The organism is Chlorogloeopsis sp. ULAP02, assembly GCF_038404745.2.
Lineage (GTDB): Bacteria > Cyanobacteriota > Cyanobacteriia > Cyanobacteriales > Nostocaceae > Chlorogloeopsis.
The window spans coordinates 1-22,379 of record NZ_JAYKTT020000005.1; the positions used below are offsets into that span (position 1 = coordinate 1).

20 protein-coding genes and 1 tRNA gene are annotated in these 22,379 nt (G+C 41.1%); 4 read left to right on the top strand and 17 right to left on the bottom strand.

What is annotated here, in order from left to right:
• From U2718_RS03880 to ppsA, 7 genes are all read right to left on the bottom strand, one after another.
• A partial coding sequence (locus U2718_RS03880; protein WP_411813221.1) for an ATP-binding protein occupies positions 1 to 1,172 on the bottom strand: 1,172 nt, incomplete at its 3' end.
• 117 nt (positions 1,173 to 1,289) lie between these two features.
• Entirely contained in the window at positions 1,290 to 1,736 is a 447-nt protein-coding gene (locus tag U2718_RS03885) for a response regulator (RefSeq protein WP_341995263.1), read from the bottom strand.
• Positions 1,684 to 3,987, bottom strand: a complete 2,304-nt coding sequence (locus U2718_RS03890) for an ATP-binding protein (RefSeq protein WP_341995265.1) — start codon at positions 3,985 to 3,987, stop codon at positions 1,684 to 1,686. Before U2718_RS03890 ends, U2718_RS03885 begins: the two co-directional genes overlap by 53 nt.
• Positions 3,988 to 4,290: 303 nt before the next feature.
• Complete coding sequence (locus U2718_RS03895) at positions 4,291 to 4,635, bottom strand: hypothetical protein (protein WP_341995267.1); 345 nt, start codon at positions 4,633 to 4,635, stop codon at positions 4,291 to 4,293.
• Between the two features lie 221 nt (positions 4,636 to 4,856).
• The gene (locus U2718_RS03900; RefSeq protein WP_341995268.1) at positions 4,857 to 6,404 is read right to left on the bottom strand and encodes a dolichyl-phosphate-mannose--protein mannosyltransferase; all 1,548 of its coding nucleotides are present in this window, start codon (positions 6,402 to 6,404) and stop codon (positions 4,857 to 4,859) included.
• 62 nt (positions 6,405 to 6,466) lie between these two features.
• Positions 6,467 to 8,209 (bottom strand): ABC transporter ATP-binding protein/permease, encoded by a 1,743-nt coding sequence (locus U2718_RS03905; protein ID WP_341995269.1) that lies wholly within the window; start codon positions 8,207 to 8,209, stop codon positions 6,467 to 6,469.
• 287 nt (positions 8,210 to 8,496) lie between these two features.
• Positions 8,497 to 10,995, bottom strand: coding sequence for a phosphoenolpyruvate synthase (gene ppsA, locus U2718_RS03910; protein WP_341995271.1), 2,499 nt, complete (start codon positions 10,993 to 10,995; stop codon positions 8,497 to 8,499).
• Between the two features lie 529 nt (positions 10,996 to 11,524).
• On the opposite strand from ppsA, the gene U2718_RS03915 reads away from it, so the two are divergent.
• The gene (locus U2718_RS03915; RefSeq protein ID WP_341995273.1) at positions 11,525 to 12,739 is read left to right on the top strand and encodes a hypothetical protein; all 1,215 of its coding nucleotides are present in this window, start codon (positions 11,525 to 11,527) and stop codon (positions 12,737 to 12,739) included.
• 139 nt (positions 12,740 to 12,878) lie between these two features.
• Positions 12,879 to 13,070, top strand: coding sequence for a hypothetical protein (locus U2718_RS03920; RefSeq protein WP_341995275.1), 192 nt, complete (start codon positions 12,879 to 12,881; stop codon positions 13,068 to 13,070).
• A gap of 122 nt (positions 13,071 to 13,192) precedes the next feature.
• Here U2718_RS03920 and prmA read toward each other — a convergent pair whose 3' ends face one another.
• Both prmA and serA read right to left on the bottom strand, forming a co-directional pair.
• The gene (gene prmA, locus U2718_RS03925) at positions 13,193 to 14,098 is read right to left on the bottom strand and encodes a 50S ribosomal protein L11 methyltransferase (protein ID WP_341995276.1); all 906 of its coding nucleotides are present in this window, start codon (positions 14,096 to 14,098) and stop codon (positions 13,193 to 13,195) included.
• Between the two features lie 153 nt (positions 14,099 to 14,251).
• Positions 14,252 to 15,832, bottom strand: a complete 1,581-nt coding sequence (serA, locus tag U2718_RS03930; RefSeq protein ID WP_341995278.1) for a phosphoglycerate dehydrogenase — start codon at positions 15,830 to 15,832, stop codon at positions 14,252 to 14,254.
• Between the two features lie 480 nt (positions 15,833 to 16,312).
• Between serA and U2718_RS03935 the strand changes: the two genes are divergently transcribed.
• Positions 16,313 to 17,467: a Fic family protein gene (locus U2718_RS03935; protein WP_341995280.1), complete on the top strand. Its 1,155-nt coding sequence runs from the start codon at positions 16,313 to 16,315 to the stop codon at positions 17,465 to 17,467.
• Positions 17,468 to 17,542: 75 nt separating this feature from the next.
• On the opposite strand, the gene U2718_RS03940 is transcribed toward U2718_RS03935, so the two are convergent.
• The 4 genes from U2718_RS03940 to U2718_RS03955 all read right to left on the bottom strand — a co-directional run bounded on the left by U2718_RS03940 (position 17,543) and on the right by U2718_RS03955 (position 18,989).
• A tRNA-Val gene (locus U2718_RS03940) sits at positions 17,543 to 17,616 on the bottom strand.
• 57 nt (positions 17,617 to 17,673) lie between these two features.
• Entirely contained in the window at positions 17,674 to 18,405 is a 732-nt protein-coding gene (locus U2718_RS03945; RefSeq protein WP_411813222.1) for a hypothetical protein, read from the bottom strand.
• A 77-nt stretch (positions 18,406 to 18,482) separates the two neighbouring features.
• A complete protein-coding gene (locus tag U2718_RS03950) occupies positions 18,483 to 18,728 on the bottom strand; it encodes a hypothetical protein (protein ID WP_341995283.1) in 246 nt (81 codons plus the stop codon).
• Positions 18,729 to 18,863: 135 nt separating this feature from the next.
• Entirely contained in the window at positions 18,864 to 18,989 is a 126-nt protein-coding gene (locus tag U2718_RS03955) for a hypothetical protein (protein WP_341995285.1), read from the bottom strand.
• Positions 18,990 to 19,156: 167 nt separating this feature from the next.
• Here U2718_RS03955 and U2718_RS03960 point away from each other — a divergent pair, with 167 nt between their 5' ends.
• Positions 19,157 to 19,933, top strand: coding sequence for an SDR family oxidoreductase (locus U2718_RS03960; RefSeq protein WP_341995287.1), 777 nt, complete (start codon positions 19,157 to 19,159; stop codon positions 19,931 to 19,933).
• Positions 19,934 to 20,201: 268 nt separating this feature from the next.
• On the opposite strand, the gene U2718_RS03965 is transcribed toward U2718_RS03960, so the two are convergent.
• The 4 genes from U2718_RS03965 to U2718_RS03980 form a co-directional block, all read right to left on the bottom strand.
• On the bottom strand, positions 20,202 to 20,981 hold the full coding sequence (locus tag U2718_RS03965) for a photosystem II S4 domain protein (protein ID WP_341995289.1): 780 nt from the start codon (positions 20,979 to 20,981) through the stop codon (positions 20,202 to 20,204).
• Positions 20,982 to 20,999: 18 nt separating this feature from the next.
• Positions 21,000 to 21,143, bottom strand: a complete 144-nt coding sequence (locus tag U2718_RS03970; protein WP_341995291.1) for a hypothetical protein — start codon at positions 21,141 to 21,143, stop codon at positions 21,000 to 21,002.
• Positions 21,144 to 21,307: 164 nt separating this feature from the next.
• Positions 21,308 to 21,802: a hypothetical protein gene (locus U2718_RS03975; RefSeq protein ID WP_341995293.1), complete on the bottom strand. Its 495-nt coding sequence runs from the start codon at positions 21,800 to 21,802 to the stop codon at positions 21,308 to 21,310.
• An 86-nt stretch (positions 21,803 to 21,888) separates the two neighbouring features.
• Positions 21,889 to 22,269 carry a hypothetical protein gene (locus tag U2718_RS03980; protein ID WP_341995294.1) on the bottom strand — a complete coding sequence of 127 codons (381 nt, stop codon included), beginning with the start codon at positions 22,267 to 22,269 and terminating at the stop codon, positions 21,889 to 21,891.
• Positions 22,270 to 22,379: the final 110 nt, after the last annotated feature.

Sequence of the window (22,379 nt, forward strand, 5' to 3'; positions counted from 1 at the left end):
TCTTTAATCATTGGCAGCGTCACAGTAAAACTTGTGCCTACTCCCACCTCACTTTCAACTAAAATTTCACCACCGTGTGCTTCTACGCACTTTTTGACAATTGCTAGTCCTAAGCCAGTGCCAGGAATCGCACCGACATTGGAAGCACGTTGGAAAGGTTGAAATAAGTGCTGTTGCTCGTTTTGAGGAATACCGATGCCCTGGTCTTTTACCCGGAATATTACTGACTTATCCTGACCTATGAGTTCAAAATGAACTTTACTGTTTGCAGGCGAATACTTAATGGCATTGGTAAGCAAGTTGCCTAAAATGTGTCGCAATAGGTGTTCATCCCATAATGCCTCATCCAACTGTCCACTGGCAGTAAACACAATTGTGATTTGCTTCTGGGCTGTACTTAGTTCAGTTTCTTGAGTTAACTGACGGCAGAAGGCTTCCAAATCCACAAGCACAAGTTCACACTGAAGTCTACCTGTATCGGCTTTACCTATGAATGAAACTTCATCCAATAGTTGCGACATACTTTTGACAGCAGAACGAATTAACTGATAATGATTCAGTTTTTTTTCCTTGGGCAATTTGTCATCGTTGCTCTGCAACAATCCAGCCGCTAATAGGATTGTGTTTAGAGGATTGCGGATATCATGAGAGAGCATTGAGACAAATTCTGATTTAAACTGGTTGAGTTCTTTTGCTTTAAGCAACTCAGCCGTTCTTTCTTGTACTCTAATTTCTAAACTTTTATTATCTTTTCGTAAGCATTCTAAAGCTTGCTTGCGCTCTATTGCATAGCGCAAAGAGCGCAGGAGCACTTCTAAATTCACCTGCCGCTTGACGAGATAATCTTGTGCGCCTTGCCGCACTGCTTCAATTGCGAGCGCTTCATCATTGGTATTAGTTAGCACTACAATCGGCAAGGTAGGAGCAAGGTGGCTCAGAATCGGGAGAGATGTCAATCCTTGACTATCTGGTAGCGTTAGATCTAACAAAATAATATCAAAAGGATTATCTTGATCAATATAATTACTTAGTATATCTAGGGCTTCTCCCAATCGTTTAACGTGAATTAAAGTAAACTCCTTTGACTGGGCTTGCTTCAGAAACTCTTGTAACAACCTAGCTTCTGCTAAGTTATCTTCAATTAACAAGATTTTTACTGAGCTTCCAACCATAGTTTGTTTTACAAGTGCTGAATGCAAAGTGTGGAGCGAATAAACAGGGAACAGAGGAAGACAAAGTAGAAAGTGCTTCCTTTCCCTTGTCTTCCCGATTCACTTGTTTTGTTGTCCTTAGTCAGATGGCAGAGTCACAGTAGATAACCAAAAATCTTCTATTCCTTTAACAATTTGGAATAGCTGACTAAGGTTGCGGGATTTGGTGATATAGCAATTTACGTGCAAGTCGTAGCTGTGAAAAATGTCTTCCTCGTTATGTGAGGTTGTCAGTACTACTACGGGAATGCGTTTGAGGTTGGGATCGTTTTTAATTTCTGCTAGAACTTCTCTGCCATCTTTTTTAGGCAGGTTTAAATCCAACAGAATTAAATCGGGGCGGGGTGCATTAGCATACTCGCCCTCTTGGCGCAAATAAGCCATTGCATCCATCCCATCTCTGACAGTGACGACTTGGTGCGGTATCAAGCTATTTTTCAATGCCTCTTGGATCAGGCGGATGTCAGCTTTGTTATCTTCTACCAAAAATATTGTTTTGTGCTTTTCGTCCGTTTCTACGCTCACGATCGCGCCCTCCCACGGGTATTGTAAAGTAGAATGTTGCACCCTCTCCTAGTTGTGATTCTACCCAGATCCGCCCTCTGTGACACTCGATAATTTTCTTGCAGATAGCCAAGCCCATGCCTGTACCTGCATATTCATCACGGGTGTGCAGGCGTTGAAAGATAACGAAAATGCGATCGCTAAATTGTGGATCGATACCGATACCATTGTCTCGGACTGAAAATAGCCATTCATCTTCTAAGCGAGTGGCACCGACATGAATTTCTGGTGCTTGATCGCTACGGAATTTAATGGCGTTGCCAATCAGGTTTTGGAACAGTTGCATTAGTTGGGTATGATCAGCCATCACTGTTGGCAAAGGATCGTGGGTGATCGTGGCACCAGTTTCGCTAATGCGTTTGCGCAAATTGGCAAGGGCGCGTTCTAAAGCTGTATCTACCTCCGTTAGTTCAAACTCAATTGCTTGCATATCTACCTTGGAGTATGCCAACACGTCATCAATTAGTGTTTGCATCAGACTGACTCCCTCGACGGCAAAGGTGATAAATTCTTTAGCGTCTTCATCAAGAAAGTCGTTGTAGCGCATCTCCAACAATTGCACGTAGTTTGCTACTTGATTTAATGGTTCTTGCAAGTCGTGGGAGGCGACGTAAGCAAACTTTTTCAATTCCGAGTTAGAAAGTTCTAGATCGTGCGCTAACTGTGCCAGTTCATCTGCTTGCCGCAGCACGATGTTGACAATTGCTTTGCGCAGTTCTAGTGCAGCTTTAATTTCTACATAACGCCACGGCAAAGAAGTTAAGCGAACTGTCTCTTTCCACAACTCAAATGATTTACGCGGACAAAGACGCGTACTACCATTGGACTGCTTAACCTCAAACGCCTTATTAGGATCGCCACCCCAATTGACAGTTTGAATTACTTCTGGACGGAACCACAATACATAATTGCGCTTGGAAATGGGAATAGCAAGTAAACCACTGGCAACGTTTTTAAAGTTGTGCGCATCTGGATATAGCCGTGGCAAAGAATCTGTGTAGAAAATGTCTTCATTAATGGTATTCTTGAGCCATTGGACTAACAGGTTTACATCTTCTTCGGCAGGAGTTTGTCCGATTAAGGTATAGTTACCACCAAAGCAAATTGCTGCTCCTTGCGCACTGGTTAAATCCAGCAAATTTGGTTGATGTTTAACCAAACCATCAATAAAGTTTTCTTCTTGGGACATATGTTCAATCAATCCTGATTGAACATATGTCAGCTGCATCCTGTAGTCATAATCTTCGGTTTCTTCTCTGGCTGAAAGTTCAGAAAATATCACTCGCCCCAAGAATTCGCAAGCTTTGCGTAACTCATAGGAAACATATTTGGGTGTTTGGTGATGGCAAGCAATTAATCCCCAAAGTTTACCTTCTTTAATTAAAGAGATGGTTAAAGAAGCACCTACGCCCATGTTGTGTAGATACTCCATGTGACAACTATAGGGGCTTCTAAGAATAGAGTTGGTTAAATCGAGGGGACGTTGAGTGAGTGGGTTAACAGCAGGAAAGATTGCTACAGGCTGAGAATGGGTATCTGGAATTATTCTGATCCAATTTGAACTGAATAATTTTCTGGCTGGTTTGGGAATATCCGACTCTGGATAATGCAAGCCCAGATAAGATTCCATACTTTCTAGTTTTTCTTCAGCAAGTACGGAGCCATGCCCATCATCATCAAACTTATACAGCATTACCCTGTCAAATCCAGTGACTTTTCGCACTTCTTGCACAATAATTTGACACAAATCACGGGTATTTCCTGTTTCTTCTAGTCTGCTGATGGAAGCTCTAGCTAAATGATAAATACTGAGAAAGGGGATATTTTCCTGAGAGATAGCAGGCTCTAACTCTAAAATCAAAACATTGTCGATATTACGGTGAAATACTCCATCAAATACTACGTAATCGTCACCTTTTCTTCTCAACCAAATTTTGACAGGATTGATAAAATCTAGACTTTCTTCTAAAAGTCCTGCTTTAATTCTCTCTATTTGGAATGGATCTAATAAATCTTCCAGTTTTTTTTGCAGTAGTTCTTCAGGAGTAATGCCAAAAACACTGGATGTATTACTGCTAAATTGCAAAATCTTTAAATCTGGCTCTTCTAAAACCAAAAGTACGCCATATGGTTGAATTTGACCAATAACATGAATTGGTGGCTCTTTCAAATTAGTCAAATTAATATTTTGCAATTCTAATTCCTTAACCATTTAGATCCTCCTCTTTCCTTGCGGATCGTTCAAAACTAAAGTAGCGATCGCCTGAATTACCAATTGGGTATACTACTCTCAGTAGATTAATTTTTGTAACTACCTTTTTAATCACAGATAGTTAAAGCTAAACGACAGGATTATAATCTTGCTAAATTTCCCAAGTTATAAAAATCTTGTCTGAATTCTTAAGTCTTTTCCCGCCTTTAGTTGTTTTTGCAGTGTTTCTCAATTAACTTGCGTTCCCAGTCTAACAAGTCATAGAGGAGTATTCAGCTAATTAATGTTAAAAGTCGTTTATTATTACATACTCTCAATATGTACTTTGATGAATAAACAATGCTTTTTATATGCATAAATTACTAAGTTTGTAGAGTAGAAGGCAGAGGGCAGAAGGCAGAAGGCAGAAGGCAGAGGGGTAGAGGGGTAGAGTGGAAGATTGAAAAGCTCAAACTTCATCCTCAAAAGCTCGACTTTCATCCTCAGAAGCTCGACTTTCATCCTCAAAAGCTCAAACTTCATCCTCAGAAGCTCGACTTTCATCCTCAAAAGCTCAAACTTCATCCTCAGAAGCTCGACTTTCATCCTCAGAAGCTCAAACTTCACCCTCAAAAGCTCAACTTTCACCCTCAAAAGCTCAAACTTCACCTTCAGTTCCCCGTAGGGGTTCGGTGCAGGGTAAGTAGCTACTCCGCATCTACCGCGTCTACCGCGTCTACTACCTCTTGCCTCTCCGAAGTTTGGAGCCTCCTTGTGGAGGAGCTAAGTCGCAAAGCGAGACACTGCGCGGTAAGCGCAGCCATGCCCGCAGGGCTTTACGCTACGAAGGAAGCCTCCGCTCTAACTTCTCTGTACCCTCTGCCTTCTGTTTAAATCCAAGAATTGAACCACATCCGCAATTTGTAATCTTCAGGAGACAGAGGTAAAGCCAAATAAATAGGCAACCAGAAAACAAAAGCAGCGAGAATGATGAAGGTAATGGTGACACCAACAGCGCGGAGTGGTTTGTAGTAACTGCGAAGACACTGATCCACAAACCAAGCGATCGCTAAAAATGCAAATACCACTGCTGTCATGTAGTGATAAATAAAAACGCAGCGATTTACTGTCACCCAAGGAAGTATATTAGCGGCATAATTTAAAACCAAGTACAAGGCAATCCAAGTATCAAGTGAAAGCACTGCAACAGAAGAAAAACGCTTTTGCTTGACTAAAGAATTTACTACTAACCATCCAAGCATTAGTACTAAAAACAACAATGCCGCTAAACCAAACCACCATAAAAAAGGATTGCCCATAGCATGGACATCATAAACTACTTCTCCAGTCCCCGTAGGTAAAGGTGGCCCCATGACGGGCAATGGTTCTTGTAAACTTGTTGCTGTTTGGTATAAGTATGCCATTGGTCTAATCATTAAAGGCCATGTATACCAAGGAGCGCAGTAAGGATGTACCTTAGAAGTATTACCGCCTAAACCTTCATGAAACGATAAAATTTGTTTGTGAACTTCGATGAAATTGAATCTTGTGTCTATTAGTAGGTGAGGAATCCAAATCAAAGTGTAAATGACAACAGGAATAATTCCTAAGTAAAAAGCAATATGAAAAATATTAAGCTGAGTTAAGTTTTGTAGTGGTGATAAATTCTGATCAGATTCCCACAAATGAAGGTTGTGTCTGCCATTGATGATGTTGACATCGGATTGTGTAGCAGGTGTGGCAGAGGAGTGATTATTTACATCAGTTACTTGATGTCTGGCAATGAGAATTTTCCACGCCCAAGCGAAGATCCAAAGCAGATAAACACCCAAAAGAAACCACAAACCATTCCATTTCGTGGCAATAGCAGCACCAAAAGCAATACCAGCAAGTACTAAATAAAATCTGCGTTGCTGTCTTTGTTTGGCTAGTGCCAATAAAAACAACCATTGCCCTAACAACCCAAACACAACTATATAGATATTGATGAGGGCATAACGAGACTCAACTATAAATATGCCGTCGGTGGCTGCGAACAAACCAGCAAGCAAAGCCAAGCTGCGGCGATAACTTAACTGATAGGCAATGCCAGCGATAATTAGGGGAATAAATGAGCCAAACAGAGCATTAATCCAACGATAACTCCAGGGCGATCGCACTGAACCTGTTAGCCCATTTACCATATCTTGTCCAAAGGGAAGGTGACTGCCAAGCCATATTCCCACTGCAATAATCAGTTTACCAACTGGTGGATGACCGTCAAAAAAAGGTTTGTGGGTAAGGTAGTTATTGCCAAAAGTGGCGTAGTAAACTTCGTCAAATACCAAGGTATTAAATCTCTCTAGTCCCCAAAACCGCAGGGCAAGCGAGAGAATAAATATACCTGCAATGCCTAACCAAAACCAATAATCAATCTTTTTACTTGGCTGTTTCGTCATTTTCCCATCTAAAAGCGGTTTTCGGGATATCTAGTTTGAACAGCAAAACTTTGAAAATCTAATTAGCTGAATGCACTCAGATTAGCTGTGTATTCCTCGGTAGGTACCAACTGCCAATTAGAGTTTCCATCCAGTTCTAATACATACTCGTGGTATTGTAGCAAGCTAGGACGGTGTCCGACGCTGATCAAGGTAGCTTGCTGTGTCCGTAGTTGCTGATACAGTTTTTGTTCGTTGGCAAGATCGAGGGCGCTAGTTGCTTCATCTAAGATGGCATAGTTGGGTATATTCAACAGCAGTCTCGCGAAGGCAAGGCGTTGTTGTTCTCCCAAAGATAATACACCTGACCAGTCTAACTCTACGTCAAAGCCTCCCACTCGTTCTGGCAAGTCGATTAAGTTGACTTGCTCTAGTACCTCATGCATCTTGCTTTCACTAATTTCGCCATTAGTTTTGGGGTAAAGCAACTGACTGCGTAAAGAACCCAACACCATATAAGGACGTTGCGGCAAAAACATCATCTCTGCTAGAGGAGGACGAATAATTTGCCCTGTACCCGCATTCCATAATCCAGCGATCGCCCTCAATAAGGAACTTTTACCGCTACCACTGTTACCGACGATAACTAAACCTTCCCCTGGCTGCAAGCTGAGTGACAGTTCCCTCACCAAAGTACGTTCATAGTTGGGAGTCAACAGCGTCACGTGGCGCAATGCTAATTGGGAGTCTTCTGTTGTGTCGATAGTTGTCATTCCAGGCTGCGGCTTGGATTCTATTTCTAGGGCATCAGCCAAGCCTCCCATACGTTCTATCCCGGCGGCAAAAGCAGTTAGGTTTTCAAACTGACTAACTACAACAGATAAAGCACTGAAAATTTGCTGGAAGGCAATTGCTGCTTGGGTAAATGTGCCAAAATCAGTTTGACCTGCAAAGTAGATGGGCGCAATTACTATATAAGGTAGTGCAGAAACAAAGTAGTTATAACTTTGAGTAAAGAAACCTAAATTCCGCTGCCAGTTAATTAACAAATCAAAGTTGCGGATTGCTAACAAAAAACGCTGTCTAAGTTGCAGAGATTCTTGAAACTCACCTTGGTAAAAAGCAATTGATTCAGCGTTATCCCGAACATGAACTAAACCGTAACGAAAGTCTGCCTCTTTTCTAAGTTGATTGAAGTTAATGCCAATTAAACGTTGACCGATCCAAGCTGTGACTATTGTTCCGATCAATGCATATATAATTAGTGCAATTGATAGGTAAACAGAAATAGATAATAAGACTCCAGTGAAAGAAACTAGAGTCACAATTGATGTCAGAATCAGTAGTAAGAAAGATAAGCTGGTGCGGGTAAATGACCTAATGTCTTCAGATATACGTTGATCTGGATTGTCAATATTCTCATTAAAATTAATTTTGTAATAGGCACGATTTTGGAAATATTTATCCAGAAAACGGTTTGTCAGCCAATCCCGCCAGAACAATCCTAGCTTGTCTTGGATATAGCTAAACATGACAACAATCGGAGTACCAATTACTAAAAGTCCTGCATAAATAGCGATGAATCGCCAAAATGTTGTTGTATCTCCTGTTTGCGGAAAAGTTGCCAGTGAAGTATCAATGTTTCTGAAAATAAAGCTGATACTGACATTGATAGCGTTAACTAATAATGCCAACAAAATCAACAGCGCTAACAGCCCTCTGGCTTTCCACTTTTGTTCAGAAAACCAGTAAGGTTTGGCAAGCGTCACAAATCTCCGCCACAGTTGATAATCAAATCGTTTCGGCTTAGTTGTCGTTGCGCTCATTGCTGAAAGACTTGGTTAAATCTCACTTTTCTCACTTTATCTTAGGAATATGCAAGCTCAGAAAATAAAGTAGCTGTATTCCTGTTTCTGTCTTGAAAATAGGGAACGGAGAACTCTTAACAGGGAACAGGTAACAGGGAACAGGGAAAGAGTTTTTATGCTTAGTTGTGGGATTTTCCCGTGATTAACTGATTAGATATTAAGGACGCGGTTGATTTAGAGCCTGCCTTACTGTTCGGCAGGCTCCATGTTGCCAAATTTTAATGGACACTTGCGAGCCACTAGATTCAGGGCTGTGCTTTGTCTAGATGAGTTTGCTGTTCTACTTTTGCCACTTCCAGCATAGTTTTTAGTAGCGAATCAGGATTGAGACTGATGGAATCAATTCCCTGTTCTACCAAAAACTGGGTAAATTCTGGATAATCGCTAGGTGCTTGCCCACAAATACCGATTTTGCGGTGATGTTTTTTTGCAGCTGCGATCGCCATTTTCACCATTCGCTTTACTCCCTGACTGCGCTCGTCAAATAACCGCGCTACCAATGCCGAATCTCTATCTAATCCCAATGTCAACTGAGTGAGGTCATTAGAACCGATGGAAAAACCATCAAAAACCTCAGCAAACTCTTCAGCCATTATGACATTATTGGGTAACTCACACATTACATAGACTTGCAAGTTATTTTCACCTTGCTTTAACCCATTTTTTGCCATTTCTGCTAACACCAGGCGTCCTTCATCGGGTGTACGACAAAAGGGAATCATGGGAATCACATTTGTCAAACCCATCTCATCTCTGACTTGCTTGATGGCTTTACACTCTAAGGCAAAAGCTTGACGATAACCTTCATCATAGTAACGTGCTGCTCCTCGCCAACCCAGCATGGGATTTTCTTCATCAGGTTCAAACTGTTTTCCACCTAGTAAATTTGCATACTCGTTACTTTTAAAATCCGACATTCTGACAATAACTGGCTTAGGATAAAATGCCGCAGCAATTCTACTTATACCTTGTGCCAATTTATCAACAAAATACTGGGGTTTGTCATCGTAAAGGGCGGTGATTGCGGCTATTTTTTCCTTCACAACTTCATCTTTTAACTGCTCGTAATGAATCAATGCCATTGGATGAGTTTGGATGTGGTTGGCAATAATAAATTCTGTTCGCGCCAAACCTACCCCATCATTAGGAATGGTAGATAAATTAAAGGCTTCCTGGGGATTGCCCACATTCATCAAAATTTGCGTGTTGGTACGAGGTAAATCTTCTAAAAGAACTTCTTGTACCTCAAAAGGTAGCAATCCTAGATAAACCCGCCCCTCTTCTCCTTCGGCACAAGAAACAGTCACCTCTTGACCAGTTTTCAAGATTTCCGTAGCATTACCACATCCGACAATTGCAGGTACACCTAATTCTCGTGCAATAATAGCTGCGTGACAAGTGCGTCCGCCAGAATTAGTAATAATCGCACTGGCTTTTTTCATAATTGGTTCCCAGTCGGGATCTGTTCTTTCGGTGACAAGTACTTCTCCTGGCTGGAATTGCTCGATTTTATCGGCTTCTATAATTACCCGCACTTTCCCTTGGCTGATGGCTGAACCTACGGCTCTTCCAGTTACAACAGACACGGGGAGGTGGGGACGGGGCGTGTCTCCGTGTCTCCGTGTCCCCTTGTCCTCTTCTAATAGCCGATAAGTCCTCAAGACATTCTGTTTTCTCTGAGATTGCACTGTTTCCGGGCGTGCTTGCACAACAAACAATTCTTCAGTAATGCCGTCTTTTGCCCATTCGATATCCATCGGCGTGTAAGTGCCGTTGATTTGGGAGTAATAATCTTCAATTAAACAAGCCCACCGCGCTAGTTGTAAAATTTCGTCATCACAAAGAACAAATTTACTTTTTTCTGCGTTTGTAACTGCTACATTTTTAGTAAATTTAGAACCGTGATCATAAACCATTTTTAATTCTTTACTGCCCAATTTTTTATCGATAATAGGGCGAAAACCTGCTTTTAAAGTTGGTTTAAATACATAATATTCATCAGGATTGACAGTTCCTTGAACAACATTTTCACCCAAACCATAGGCTGCTGTAATTAGCGCAGCATTTTTAAAGCCTGTTTCCGTTTCAATAGAAAACATGACTCCAGAAGATGCTAAATCGGAACGCACCATTTTTTGCACGCCGACGGCGAGAGCAATGCTAAAGTGGTCAAATCCTTTGATGTGGCGATAGGAAATAGCGCGATCTGTAAATAGGGAAGCAAAGCATTGATGACAAGCTGCTAAAACTCCTTCCACACCAGTGACGTTAAGATAGGTTTCTTGTTGCCCGGCAAAACTAGCATCAGGTAAGTCTTCGGCGGTGGCGCTGGAGCGAACAGCCACATCTGTATTTGGATTGTATAGTTCGCAGAGACTTTGGTAGGCTTTAGCGATCGCATTGCGTAATTGCGGTGGAAATGGTGTTTGTAAGATGAGCGATCGCGCTTTTTTTCCTCGTTCTTGTAAATTCCTGACACTATCTACATCTAAGTCAACAAAGAGTTTTCGGAGCTTTGCTTCTAACCCTGCTGATTGAATGAAATAACGATAAGCATAGGCAGTAGTTGCAAACCCAATCGGTACTTTAATTCCTTTAGGCATGAGTTGCTGAATCATTTCGCCTAAAGATGCGTTCTTGCCCCCAACTAGGGGTATGTCAGCAATGCCAACTTCGTCGAACCAGAGAATGAGCGATCGCTCTTTAGAAGTTGATAAAAAAGTTTCTTTTATAACTGTAGTCATAAGTATTTTCTCCCTAATCAATTCTCTATCTACTCAGCAAAAATAGGCAGTGTAGTTCGTGACTTTAAAATTGCCAGTCTTTTTATTGACGAACTACTATATTTCGTAATTTACTTCATATTTTTTTTGGGATCACTATATCAAAAGTTGGAGAGGAAGCTTTCTTCTCTATAATCAAGTAAATATTGCTAAATAAAACGGTAAGTGGCAATTAATCTAATTATTGCTTGAATAATTGCGTTTATAATCCAATTATTGTTTTAAGAATGTATTTTTCATCCAATCTAAATCTGTATTTTACAATTCCGAAATAATCCCTATTAATGCTGGATTTATTTAATAGATGCTTTTTTAACTGAAGAAGTAATACCAAATCTGTTTTTTAACCCTTTTTTTCTAGCCCGTATTGGCAGGCTAGCCTCTGGGAAGTCGCCTACGGCGTCTATGTACGTGTTGCCTCAGGCTTCCAGCCTGTAGAGCATAAGGCGGATTTGAAAAATCAAGATTTTGCAGGTAAGTGTGAATTAATATGAACAATCAAGATGTTAATATTAAATTTCCTAAAGGTCGTACAGCATTTCTTGTTATTCACGGTGTTGGAGAACAAAGTCCATTTGAAACTATGGACTATTTTGCTCAGAACTTGCTCCAATTCTTAAAAGACGAAAATTTACAGATTCAGCTAGAACATCTAATTAAAAAGCGAAAACTATCAACAGGCTATCCTTGGACAGAAAGTTTTGTCAGAATCAATTCGGCTAATTCTCAAGCAGAAGATTTCATAGACATTCATGAATACTACTGGGCGCCTGATACAGAAAATAAAATTAGTATTCCGGAAATTTTACAGTGGGCTGAACGAACACTACAAGGCACAATAGACTTTTACAGCCGTAAAGAAAATAAACCTTTATTAGAAGAACTTTTAAAAGACAAGCAAGGAAAAGGAATTTTTATATTTCGCTTACGTTGGCTGACAATATTTATACGTATATTTAACTTAATATTTCCTATTTTGCGACTGTTAGTATGGTTAATTTTGCTGATAATAAGTCCATTTCTTAGTGGTCGTTTTCTGCAACCAGCTTGGCAATTGAGTAAAGAAATTGTAACTCCATTGTTAGTAAATTTTGTGGCAGATGTTGCTATCTACACTACTACAGATATGAAATCTCCTTACCACTGGATTCGAGAGAAAATATTAGCAGAATCCTTAACAAGGCTGAAAGCGCTTCTGAAGGATAAACAAGCCAATTATGACCAAGTAATACTAGCTGGACATTCTTTAGGTAGTTGTATTGCCTATGACACTCTCAATCTTTTGTGCTTAGAAGCTAGTCTTGCTCAAGATTTGGGTAAAAGTTTACAGATTGACAAAATTACAGGATTAATTTCCTTTGGTTCCCCATTAGATAAAATTGCTTTTTTCTTTAGAGAAATGGGGCAGCATCATCAATACATTAGACGGCGTATTTTAGAACAATTAAATTCTTTTCGGATTAAACCGTTATATATTTGGGAACTTCCATACTTGAATGTTAATCCTGTGCAATGCCAACTAGAAAAAATCCAATGGGTTAACTATTATCATCTACAAGATCCGATTAGTGGTCATCTAGATTATTATGAAAAATTAGATAATGTTAAGATGGAATATCCAAGTCAATGGGGTGTAGAAGCACATTTAGGCTACTGGACTTATCGAGATTTCTATGAGGATATTGCCAGACGCTTCTTATTTTAAGACACAGATCCCCGACTTCTCAAAGAAGTCGGGGATTCTGATTTAAAGCATTATTCGGTTTTCCCTCTATACTCTTCTCCCTCATCTCACAATAATTTTAGTCAAAATTTAAGTAGGGTTTTATTTAGACAGGACAATTATGTTTCCCTTTAATGTTTGGTATAACTCTTGCTATGGCGGAGAGTCTGTTTCTCGCAAGACTCAGCTAGAGCGTAAGTTGAGATTTCTTAAGACGATGCGAGATGATTTGGAGACTAAACTTGCTGGGCTGAATGCTGCTATTAGTAAGGTGGAGCAGCAGTTAAGTCAAGAAGATGTGACAAGAGTCTAAGCATTTGTGACTGGCAAGTATTCTCTTGATTGTATAGTTGCATTTTTTTAAACGGCGTTGCCCAAGCGCGTTATGAATCCAGGTGTAGAGACGCGATATATCGCGTCTCTACAAAGGTTTTCTTAAGAACGCCGCGCATTTAAACAACACCATTCTTTACGTTTCCACAAAGTCGCTACGATCCAACCATGTTTTTCTAAAGTGTCGGCAACTGCTTGCGACTGTTCAACTAAGATGCCGCTAAAAATAGCCCAAGTTGTAGCTTTGGCGATCGCACTCATCTGCGGTACTAGTTCAATAATTACATCAGCCAAAATATTACAAACAATACCATCAACTGGCTCTGCAACCAGTTTTATCAAAACATCTACACTTCCTTGTGCCACTACTAGGCTGTCAGGATCGATATTATTGAGAGCGCGATTTTCTTCAGTAGATTGCACTGCTAGGGGATCGTTATCTACCGCGTATACTTTTTTTGCTCCCAATCGCAACGCACCAATAGAGAGAATTCCTGAACCACAACCAATATCGGCAATTACCGCATCTCCTCCCTGTACCTGAGTCAGAGAATTACCCAGCCGCATTTCCAAAGATTCTAAACATAATTGAGTTGTGGCGTGAGTACCTGTACCAAAAGCCATACCAGGATCGAGCAGGATTAGCAAGCGATCTGAATTTTCTGGAAGCGGCTGCCATGCAGGATTAATCAAAAAGCGATCGCCAATTTCTTGCGGTTGCCAATATTGTTTCCAACTACTTGCCCAATCTTGTTCATCTATCAACTGCCAATGCATGGTGGGTGCTGAAATTCCCATACAAAGAGCGTCTTGACGCAGCCACAACGATAGCGCTGCTAAATCCAAAAGCTGCGCCTGAAATATCGGCAAGTAAGCCTTAACCAGACTGTAATTTCCTTTTTGTTCGCTAGCTGTGCCACGACAACCAAAAACCCCTAATCGCCAAAAAATAGAATCTTCTAAGTCTGGCTCACAAAAAATCTTTAGTTCCCACCAAGTATTAGCCATATCTAAAGTATGAAGTGTAAAGGCTAAAGGATGAAAGAATTTTTAAGTAGAAGGCAGTTATGCTGATGGTAAATTACAGATAAATATTTTATGTTTCATTCTGTCCACCTACTTACTTAATATTTCATCCTTCATCCTTTATCCTTCATCCTTTTAAAGTGTTACTGTATAAGCATCGCGAATTCCAGGTACTTTGATAATCTCAGCCAAAATCCCATCCGGTAAAGGATCATCAAGACTGAGAACCATCACTGCATCACCGCGAACAATTTTTCTACCTACCTGCATACTGGCAATATTGACATTAAAGCTGCCCAACAAGGAACCAAGTTTACCAATAATTCCCGGCATATCCCGGTGAAGGGTAAATAGCATATGCTGGCTGGGAGGAACGTTAACAGGGAAACCGTCAATGTTAGTCAGGCGGATTTCTCCATCGCCCAACAAAGCACCAGTCACAGAATGAGTACCCAAAGAACCTGTAGCTTCTAGATGCAAAGAACCTGCGTAGTCTTTAATTGCAGCATCGCGTGTTTCAATGACGCGAATTCCTCGTTCTTTTGCTTCAAGGGTAGCATTTACATAATTTACCCGTTCCCGTAGTGCTTGGTAAAGAAGTCCTTTTAGGGATGCGACAACTAAAGGCTGACTCTTATTGGTTGCTAGCTCACCTTGCAGTCTAACGTTGAGTAATTCTACCCTACCTCCAGCTAGCTGTCCCACCAGCTTACCCAGAGTTTCTGCCAACTGCATATAGGGCTTGAGTTCTTCCAATATATCAGGGCCTAGTCCAGGAATGTTAACTGCTGATCGCGCTGGTAATCCCAACAATACATCCCGAATTTGTTCGGCAACATCAATCGCTACATTCACCTGTGCTTCTGTCGTCGATGCACCTAAATGGGGAGTGAGGATAATTTCTTTGCCTAAAGCTCTCAAGGAAGATTCTCCCAAGGGTTCTGATTCAAACACATCTAGAGCCGCACCGGCAATTTGTCCTTGTTTGAGAGCCACAGCCAAAGCTTCTTCATCAATGATGCCACCACGAGCGCAATTTATAATCCGAGCAGTGGGTTTCATTTTTGCCAGCATTTTGGCATCAATCAGGTGGGTAGTTTCTGGAGTTTTAGGCATATGCAGTGTGATGTAGTCTGCTTGCTGTACCAATAATTCCAGATCTACTAATTGACAGCCGATTTGTTCTGCTCGTTCTGTAGAAATGAAGGGATCGTAGGCAAGCAACTTCATTCCCATTGCTTTGGCAACATTGGCAACATGAGAGCCAATTTTACCCAAGCCGATAACACCAAGAGTTTTTTTGTATACTTCTGCTCCAATGAAGCTTTTGCGATCCCACTCACCGCGTTTTACAGATACATTAGCATCGGGGATGTAGCGAGACAAAGATAACATCATGGCTAGTGCGTGTTCGGCTGCGGCGATCGTGTTGCCCTCTGGAGAGTTGACAACTACAATCCCTTTACGGGTAGCGGCGGGAACATCCACGTTATCTACACCCACGCCGGCGCGCCCAATAATTTTTAGCTGTGTGCCAGCTTCAATGATTTCTTTGGTGACGCGAGTACCAGAACGAATCATTAGTGCATCGTAGTCACCAATGATTTGTACTAGTTCTTCTGGTTTGAGATTTGTTTTGATATCAACAGTAGCAACTTGGGATAAAATATCAATCCCAGCTTGGTCAATCGGATCGGAGACGAGAACCTTAGACATGATACTTTGAGTTTTAAGCTAGAGGTAATGCGGTTGGTAGAATTTATAAGTTTAATGTTTATCTGTACCAATTAAGCAAGTGGTATGAATTTGCCAATTATCTAACACCAAACCAGCTATACCTCTTAGTGATTGTGTGAGAGTCTTAGTTACAGAGACCTCCATCACTGAAGGTGCATAGACTTAGTACCACTCCCTCGGTAAATATAAACCATCCACAGCGCAAATACTCATTATTTTATTAAAAATTTCAAAAGCAATGATGACTTGCTGAGTCTTTAGCGCGATCGCTCATTTAAGGTTTAGGTTCAGCGGGAGCGAGCGCCACGGATTCAATTTGGAATAAGCGGCGCGATCAAGGGTAACGGGAGGCAAGCCCAAATCTTATTTTATAAAATAGGCTATAAATAAAATAAGATTTAAAACTTGCTGGCTTATTTCACAGCACTAAAATAAGACTCTTACTCATCTGGTTATATTATGCGAAGTGGTCGATATGTAAAACAAGTTGAGGGCTACAGTGCATTTATCCCGGCTCCCTTACCTCCAGATCCGCCTATAAAGATGGATGATTCAGAACTGATCCGTCTGCTATCCGATGCCGATCGCGCCTTAGGCAGACTTGATGGTTCTACCTCCATTCTCCCCAATCCTGACTTGTTTGTAGCCATGTATGTCCGTCAAGAAGCAGTACTGAGTTCGCAGATTGAAGGAACTCAAAGCACCTTAGAAGACGTACTTCAGTTTGAAATCGATGTCAAAAATCAGGAAATTCCCAAAGATGTAGAAGAGGTAGTCAATTATATCCGAGCCATGAATTATGGGTTGGAACGCCTAAAGGAATTTCCGCTTTGTCTGCGCCTAATTCGAGAGATCCACGCCCACTTAGTTGACGGAGTAAGGGGAGGCGATCGGACTCCTGGTGAGTTTCGTACAAGTCAGAATTGGATTGGTGCAACAGGTTGTAACTTAGCTACTGCTTCTTTCATTCCACCGCCAATTACAGAGATGAACCAAGCTTTAGACAACCTGGAGAAATTTCTGCATGATACAAAATCTTTCCCTGTACTTATCCTATGTGGGCTAGCTCACGCGCAGTTTGAGACTATCCACCCGTTTTTAGATGGTAATGGGCGTATTGGACGCTTGTTAATTACCTTTTTACTATGTGAGCGAGGAATTTTACAGCGGCCTCTTTTATACCTCAGTCACTATCTGAAAGCTCATAGAATAGAATACTATGACCGACTTATGGCTATCCGTACGGATGGAGATTGGGAAGGGTGGTTAAAATTTTTCTTGCGAGGCGTTTTTGAGGTTAGTCAGTCTGCAACTACAACCGCCCGCTCAATTCTTAACCTACGTGAGATTCACCGGGAAATCATCGGTCAGAAAATTTCTAGCAGTAATTACGGTTTGCGTTTATTAGACTTTCTCTTTCAGCAACCCATAGTTACTGTCAGGCTAGTAGAAGAACATCTTCAGTGCGCTTACGTTACAGCTAGCAAAACAGTAGAGCAGTTTGTAGAGCTTGGATTTCTTAGAGAAATTACTGGCTGGCAGCGCAATCGTCTATACCGTTATGAACCATATCTCGCTCTCTTTCAACCACTTAAAATAACCACATCTTTATAGAGTAATATTTAACATTTAAGATTGTTCGAGATAATCTTTTCAGTGTACAGTCGTGAACTCTGACTGGTAATGTAATGGACGTAACTGGATTCGAACCAGTGACCTCTACGATGTCAACGTAGCGCTCTAACCAACTGAGCTATACGTCCGTTTGCAGCTTTGTAATTATAACATAGATTTCTCTAAAAAGCAACTTCTACAAAAAACTACTGTTGCAACCTTTGTTGTGCTGAGATGAGCAGTTGTTGTGCTTCTGCGTAGGCACTTGTCCCTGGTTTAACAGTTTTTAGTTCATTGATAATTCCCATTAACTCACCTTTAAATTGATTGCGATCTGTGGGAGGGTAAGCAACCAGTCTTTGGATTTGCTCGTTAGCTTTATTGAGGGCTTGGGTTGACTCAGTTTCTGCTTGCTTGCGAGATTGCACAATCCCTAAGTTGCTCTGATATGCAGCCAGTAGCTTTTGTGCTTCCAAATATAGCGGTTCTCCTACTTGAATTTTTTGTAGTCGTTCAATTGCTTCCAACCACAATTTTTCTGCTTGTTGCCATTTTTGGCCTAGATGGGGTGGATTTTGTAAAACTTGTGCAGCTTTTAAGGCAAATACTTTTGCAGCCTCAATTAATGACTCTGTCTGCCTATTCCCTGTAATATTATTAGTGACTTTACCAAAATCGCGCTCGTAAGCTGATAGCTTTACTTGTGCCGTTTTTCCTGCTAGTGTTTCTCTAGGTATTTGCTCTAGGGTATCCAGCGCCGCTTGCATAGATGCGATCGCTTTCTTTTGTTCTTGTGCATTCTTGGCTTGTTCGTATTGCTGCTTTGCAACCCCCAGAACATTTTCTGCTTCTATTAAGAGCGTAAAAGCATTTTTTTCTTGAAAAACTTTTGCATCCATCCGTGCTACTCTACGACGGGCGTCTTCAAACTCATCCAAAGTAAACTTCCAAGTGCAACTAAAGAAGCGACAGTAAGCTTGAGGATAGTATCCCAAAAACCAAACGGGTAAATGATCTAGATGCTTTTGTGCTCTTTCACTTTGTCTGCACCATACTCAATATCAGCTTGGCTTGTAGCTTTGTTGATGAGCTGATCTGCTTGTTCAACGTAGTTGACTGTCCCACGATAGTTACGATCCATGCTTATAAAACTAGGTAGTAGCAAAATTGGTGCTGTTTTGGCAACAGGCCAGCGAATCATCGGATAGGGTAAATTTACTACCCAAACAGAGCCAGTGACAGTTGTGACTAAAATAGTCACCCATTTTATTTTGCTGAAAATAGTAGAAGGCTGATTAGCGCGCGCAGCTTGCTTGATAACCTTTTCGCTGAAGTGGGGAAATACATCTACAACTGTATCGCGCAGTTCATCTGCATTAGCAGGATAACCTTTTTCTCACCGCAGTTTTTCTAAACGTTTCATAACGATTTGGCGTTCAGTTTTGCCAATCTCGCTATCATTACTACATTTTTCAACTTCAGTACCCAATATTTCAAAAGCTTGCTTTTCGAGACGGTACATAAAAAACTCAATATTTTATGATTTTAGTATTCCCGTCAGTAACGAAAAATATATAAATAACCCAGTTCAGCTTTGCCTTTTTGGGTATATGACTCTGGGCGGGTCAAACTTCCAACTAATATTGTTAATATCTGTACAGTAATTAACAAATTATTTTAGTACCGATAATGCCGACTGCTTTAATTACAGGAGCCTCTGGTGGAATTGGAAAAGCTTTTGCAGAGGAACTAGCTACACGCAATACAAATCTTGTACTGGTTGCTCGTTCTGAAGAAAAGTTAAACGAACTGGCAAAAGAACTACAAGAAAAATATCAAATTCAAGTTGACATTATAGTTAAAGATTTAGCAGAAACAGGCGCTACTAGTGCTGTGTTTGATTTCACTCAACAAAAAGGATTGACGATTGACTTATTAATTAACAATGCTGGTTTTGCTGATTATGGGGACTTTGCTGAAACAGACGAAGAAAGGCAAATTAAGATGGTACAACTGAATATTTTGGCATTAGTCGATTTAACTCATAAATTTCTACCTTTGATGCGCCAACGCCGCTCAGGTAGCATCATCAATGTATCTTCTTTAGCTGCATTTCAACCAATACCATACCTTTCTGTTTATGCCGCTAGCAAAGCTTTTGTTCGTAATTTTAGTGAAGCACTGTGGGCAGAAAATCGCCACTATGGTATCCGCATTCTAGTCTCTTGTCCGGGGCCAGTTGAAACAAATTTTTTTACTGAAGCTAAATTTCCTCCAGCTTTGGCAGGAAAAACAAATAAGATATCTACAGCAAAAGAGGTTGTGCAGGAAACACTAAAAGCTTTAGAAAGAGGTGACTCTACGGTAGTAATTGGTGGTTTAACGACTCATTTAATCACTAAATTAGCTGGTTTTGTTCCACGGACAACTCTAGTGAATATTTTGGAAAAACAATTTAAGGCGTGAGAGTGGTTAGTGGTTAGTTATTAGATAATCATTGGTGGTTAGTATACCGACTTACTATATTACTGTCTACTAATTACCAATTACTGTAGGGGAGGCAGCGCGTTGCGGAGCCAGTGCGCCCTTGCGGGTTTCCCGCGTTGTAGCACCTGGCGTCACCTGGCGTTGGGTTCCCCCGGTTGTAGCGGCTGCCGTGCGGGTTTTGTTGATTATATGAACGGTTAAAAAAGATAATTTATCTCCTACACCCGCCTCTACTAACTCCTAACTCCTACATATACCGTGTAAGTTGGACGCGATATCTATCTTTCTTGGTAATAGCAATATCACCAACTTCTAAACGTCCTTTGCCACGAATCGCTATTAAGTCACCTGTTTTAACTTGAGAACTAGCTTGAGTGATGTCTTTCCAATTCACTCGTACATCACCTGCATCTATTAATTCCACCATTTTACTGCGAGACATACTAAATCCAGCCGAGGCGATCGCATCTAAGCGCAAAGATGCCTCCACGGTGGTTAATTCTTTTTTCTTTGGTTCCCGTACCTTTAATTCGCTTAAATCAATACGCTGAGTTTTCACAGGAACCGATCGCACCTGCTTGAGGTTCATCTCTAAAAAGTCTACTAATTCTGGTACGACTATTGCCTGTGCTCCACGTTCGCCCAAGACAATAATATCCCCTGTTTTTTCGCGAACAATACCAGTTCCTAGCATTGCACCTAAAAAGTCGCGGTGAGTAGCGGTATCAAATAGAAAATTGCCAGCAATATCTAGTATGGCGATCGCGACTTGAGATAGATCAACAGGAAGTTCAGAACGAGCAATCGCTATTCTTTGGCGTTCTGCTTGGGGATATCCTCCCCACGCCAGTAATTGTACTTCTGTTAATCGACCAAATACTTGCTGAATTTCTGCCAACTCTGGTGGAGACAGAAAATCTGTCAAAACCACTTCCCAAGTTTTAATGGCTTGTTCGGCTTGATCGATGACACGAGCTAAAGCATCTCGATTTTCAACACCTTTTAAAATTTCTTCCCTTGGCAGCATTATGTAAATTGTTAGTTGTTAGAGTAGAAGGCAGTAGGCAGTAGACGCGGTAGACGCGAAGCGGCTTCCGAAGGTACGGCTACTTGCAGAAGTCGCTCCGCGTCTACCGTAGGTAGGCAGAGGGTAAAAGGCTGTTTCTACCCGCTTTCTAGAAGTCGCCATTTTACATTTAATTATGTCCGCTTACTTAATTATTAACTGTTAATTGCTGTAACTATTAAATAGTCGGCAATAAACTGTGTAATAAATAAGACATAAAAAGGAAAATCTCAATCACGTTCTTGCTCTAAGCCTTTCCATCTGCCATCTGCCTTCTTAACCATTAACTATCCTTGGTAACCTTGGATATTTTCTGGCTCATATTGACGTAAAATGCGATTTGCTTGGCGGATCAGAGTTTCAGAACCTTGAACCGCTATTAAGTATTTACCTTCATTCAAGCGGTTGCGGTACGGTAAAGCATCACCACTACCAGCGATCAAGCCAATTCCACCACCTACGAATAGGCTACCCAAAGCACCACTACCAGCTCCTAACAATCCTCCAATGATGTGATTGCCAATTTCACCTGCCCAAGCAAAGGTATTCAACCCCGTAATAATGCTGAAAGTCGTTCCTGCAAAAAATCCAAAGGGTATGAGCCAGAATGCCATTAGCCTGGCTTGCTTTTTAGCTGGTTCTTTAGGATCGATTAAGCCAAATTCATCAGCTGATTTGTAGCCTTTACCTAAAATTGTGCCTTTTATGCCTTCTTTTTCTAAGGCTAAGTAAGCTGCTTCTGCTTGGATGCGGTCTGATAATACGGCAATAAGGTAATTCATTGGTATAACTGGATATAACTTAAGATTTGTTTGAAATCAGTTTTGCCTTAATTACCAGGGTATCAGTGCTCGGAGTTCTAAACCATTTACTCCAACAATGCATCCAGTGGCTCACAAAAATTGTTTATACCTTGCTTGAGAATATACATTAAGACTGGTGTGGCTAAAATTTTCGGAAACGTCGGCATTGTATTTAAACGCTCAATTATCCCCTTGACTGATCCATTGAGCAAGTCTTCACGGAATCCTTGTTCGCAAATCACAGCCCGCCACTTTCTTGCTAAGGCATCTAACCACTCTGAATTTGCTCTTTCTGGTTCTTGCCCTACCCGAATAGCTAACGTCATTGCTGCATCTTCCAAATCGCCCTCACAATCTTCGATCATGTCCAATGCTTCCATTGCTCTAGGATCATCTGCCAATTGTGAGCGAAAGAGGGCGATTTCTTGCACTGTCACTGTAGTCATGGGATATTTTTTCTAGCCAGGTGTTGACCTCTCAGTTATGTTATTCCAATTTTGACCAATCTAAATATACGTGAGTCTCCAACGAAGGCGCACCTGAGGAAAGAGGTTAT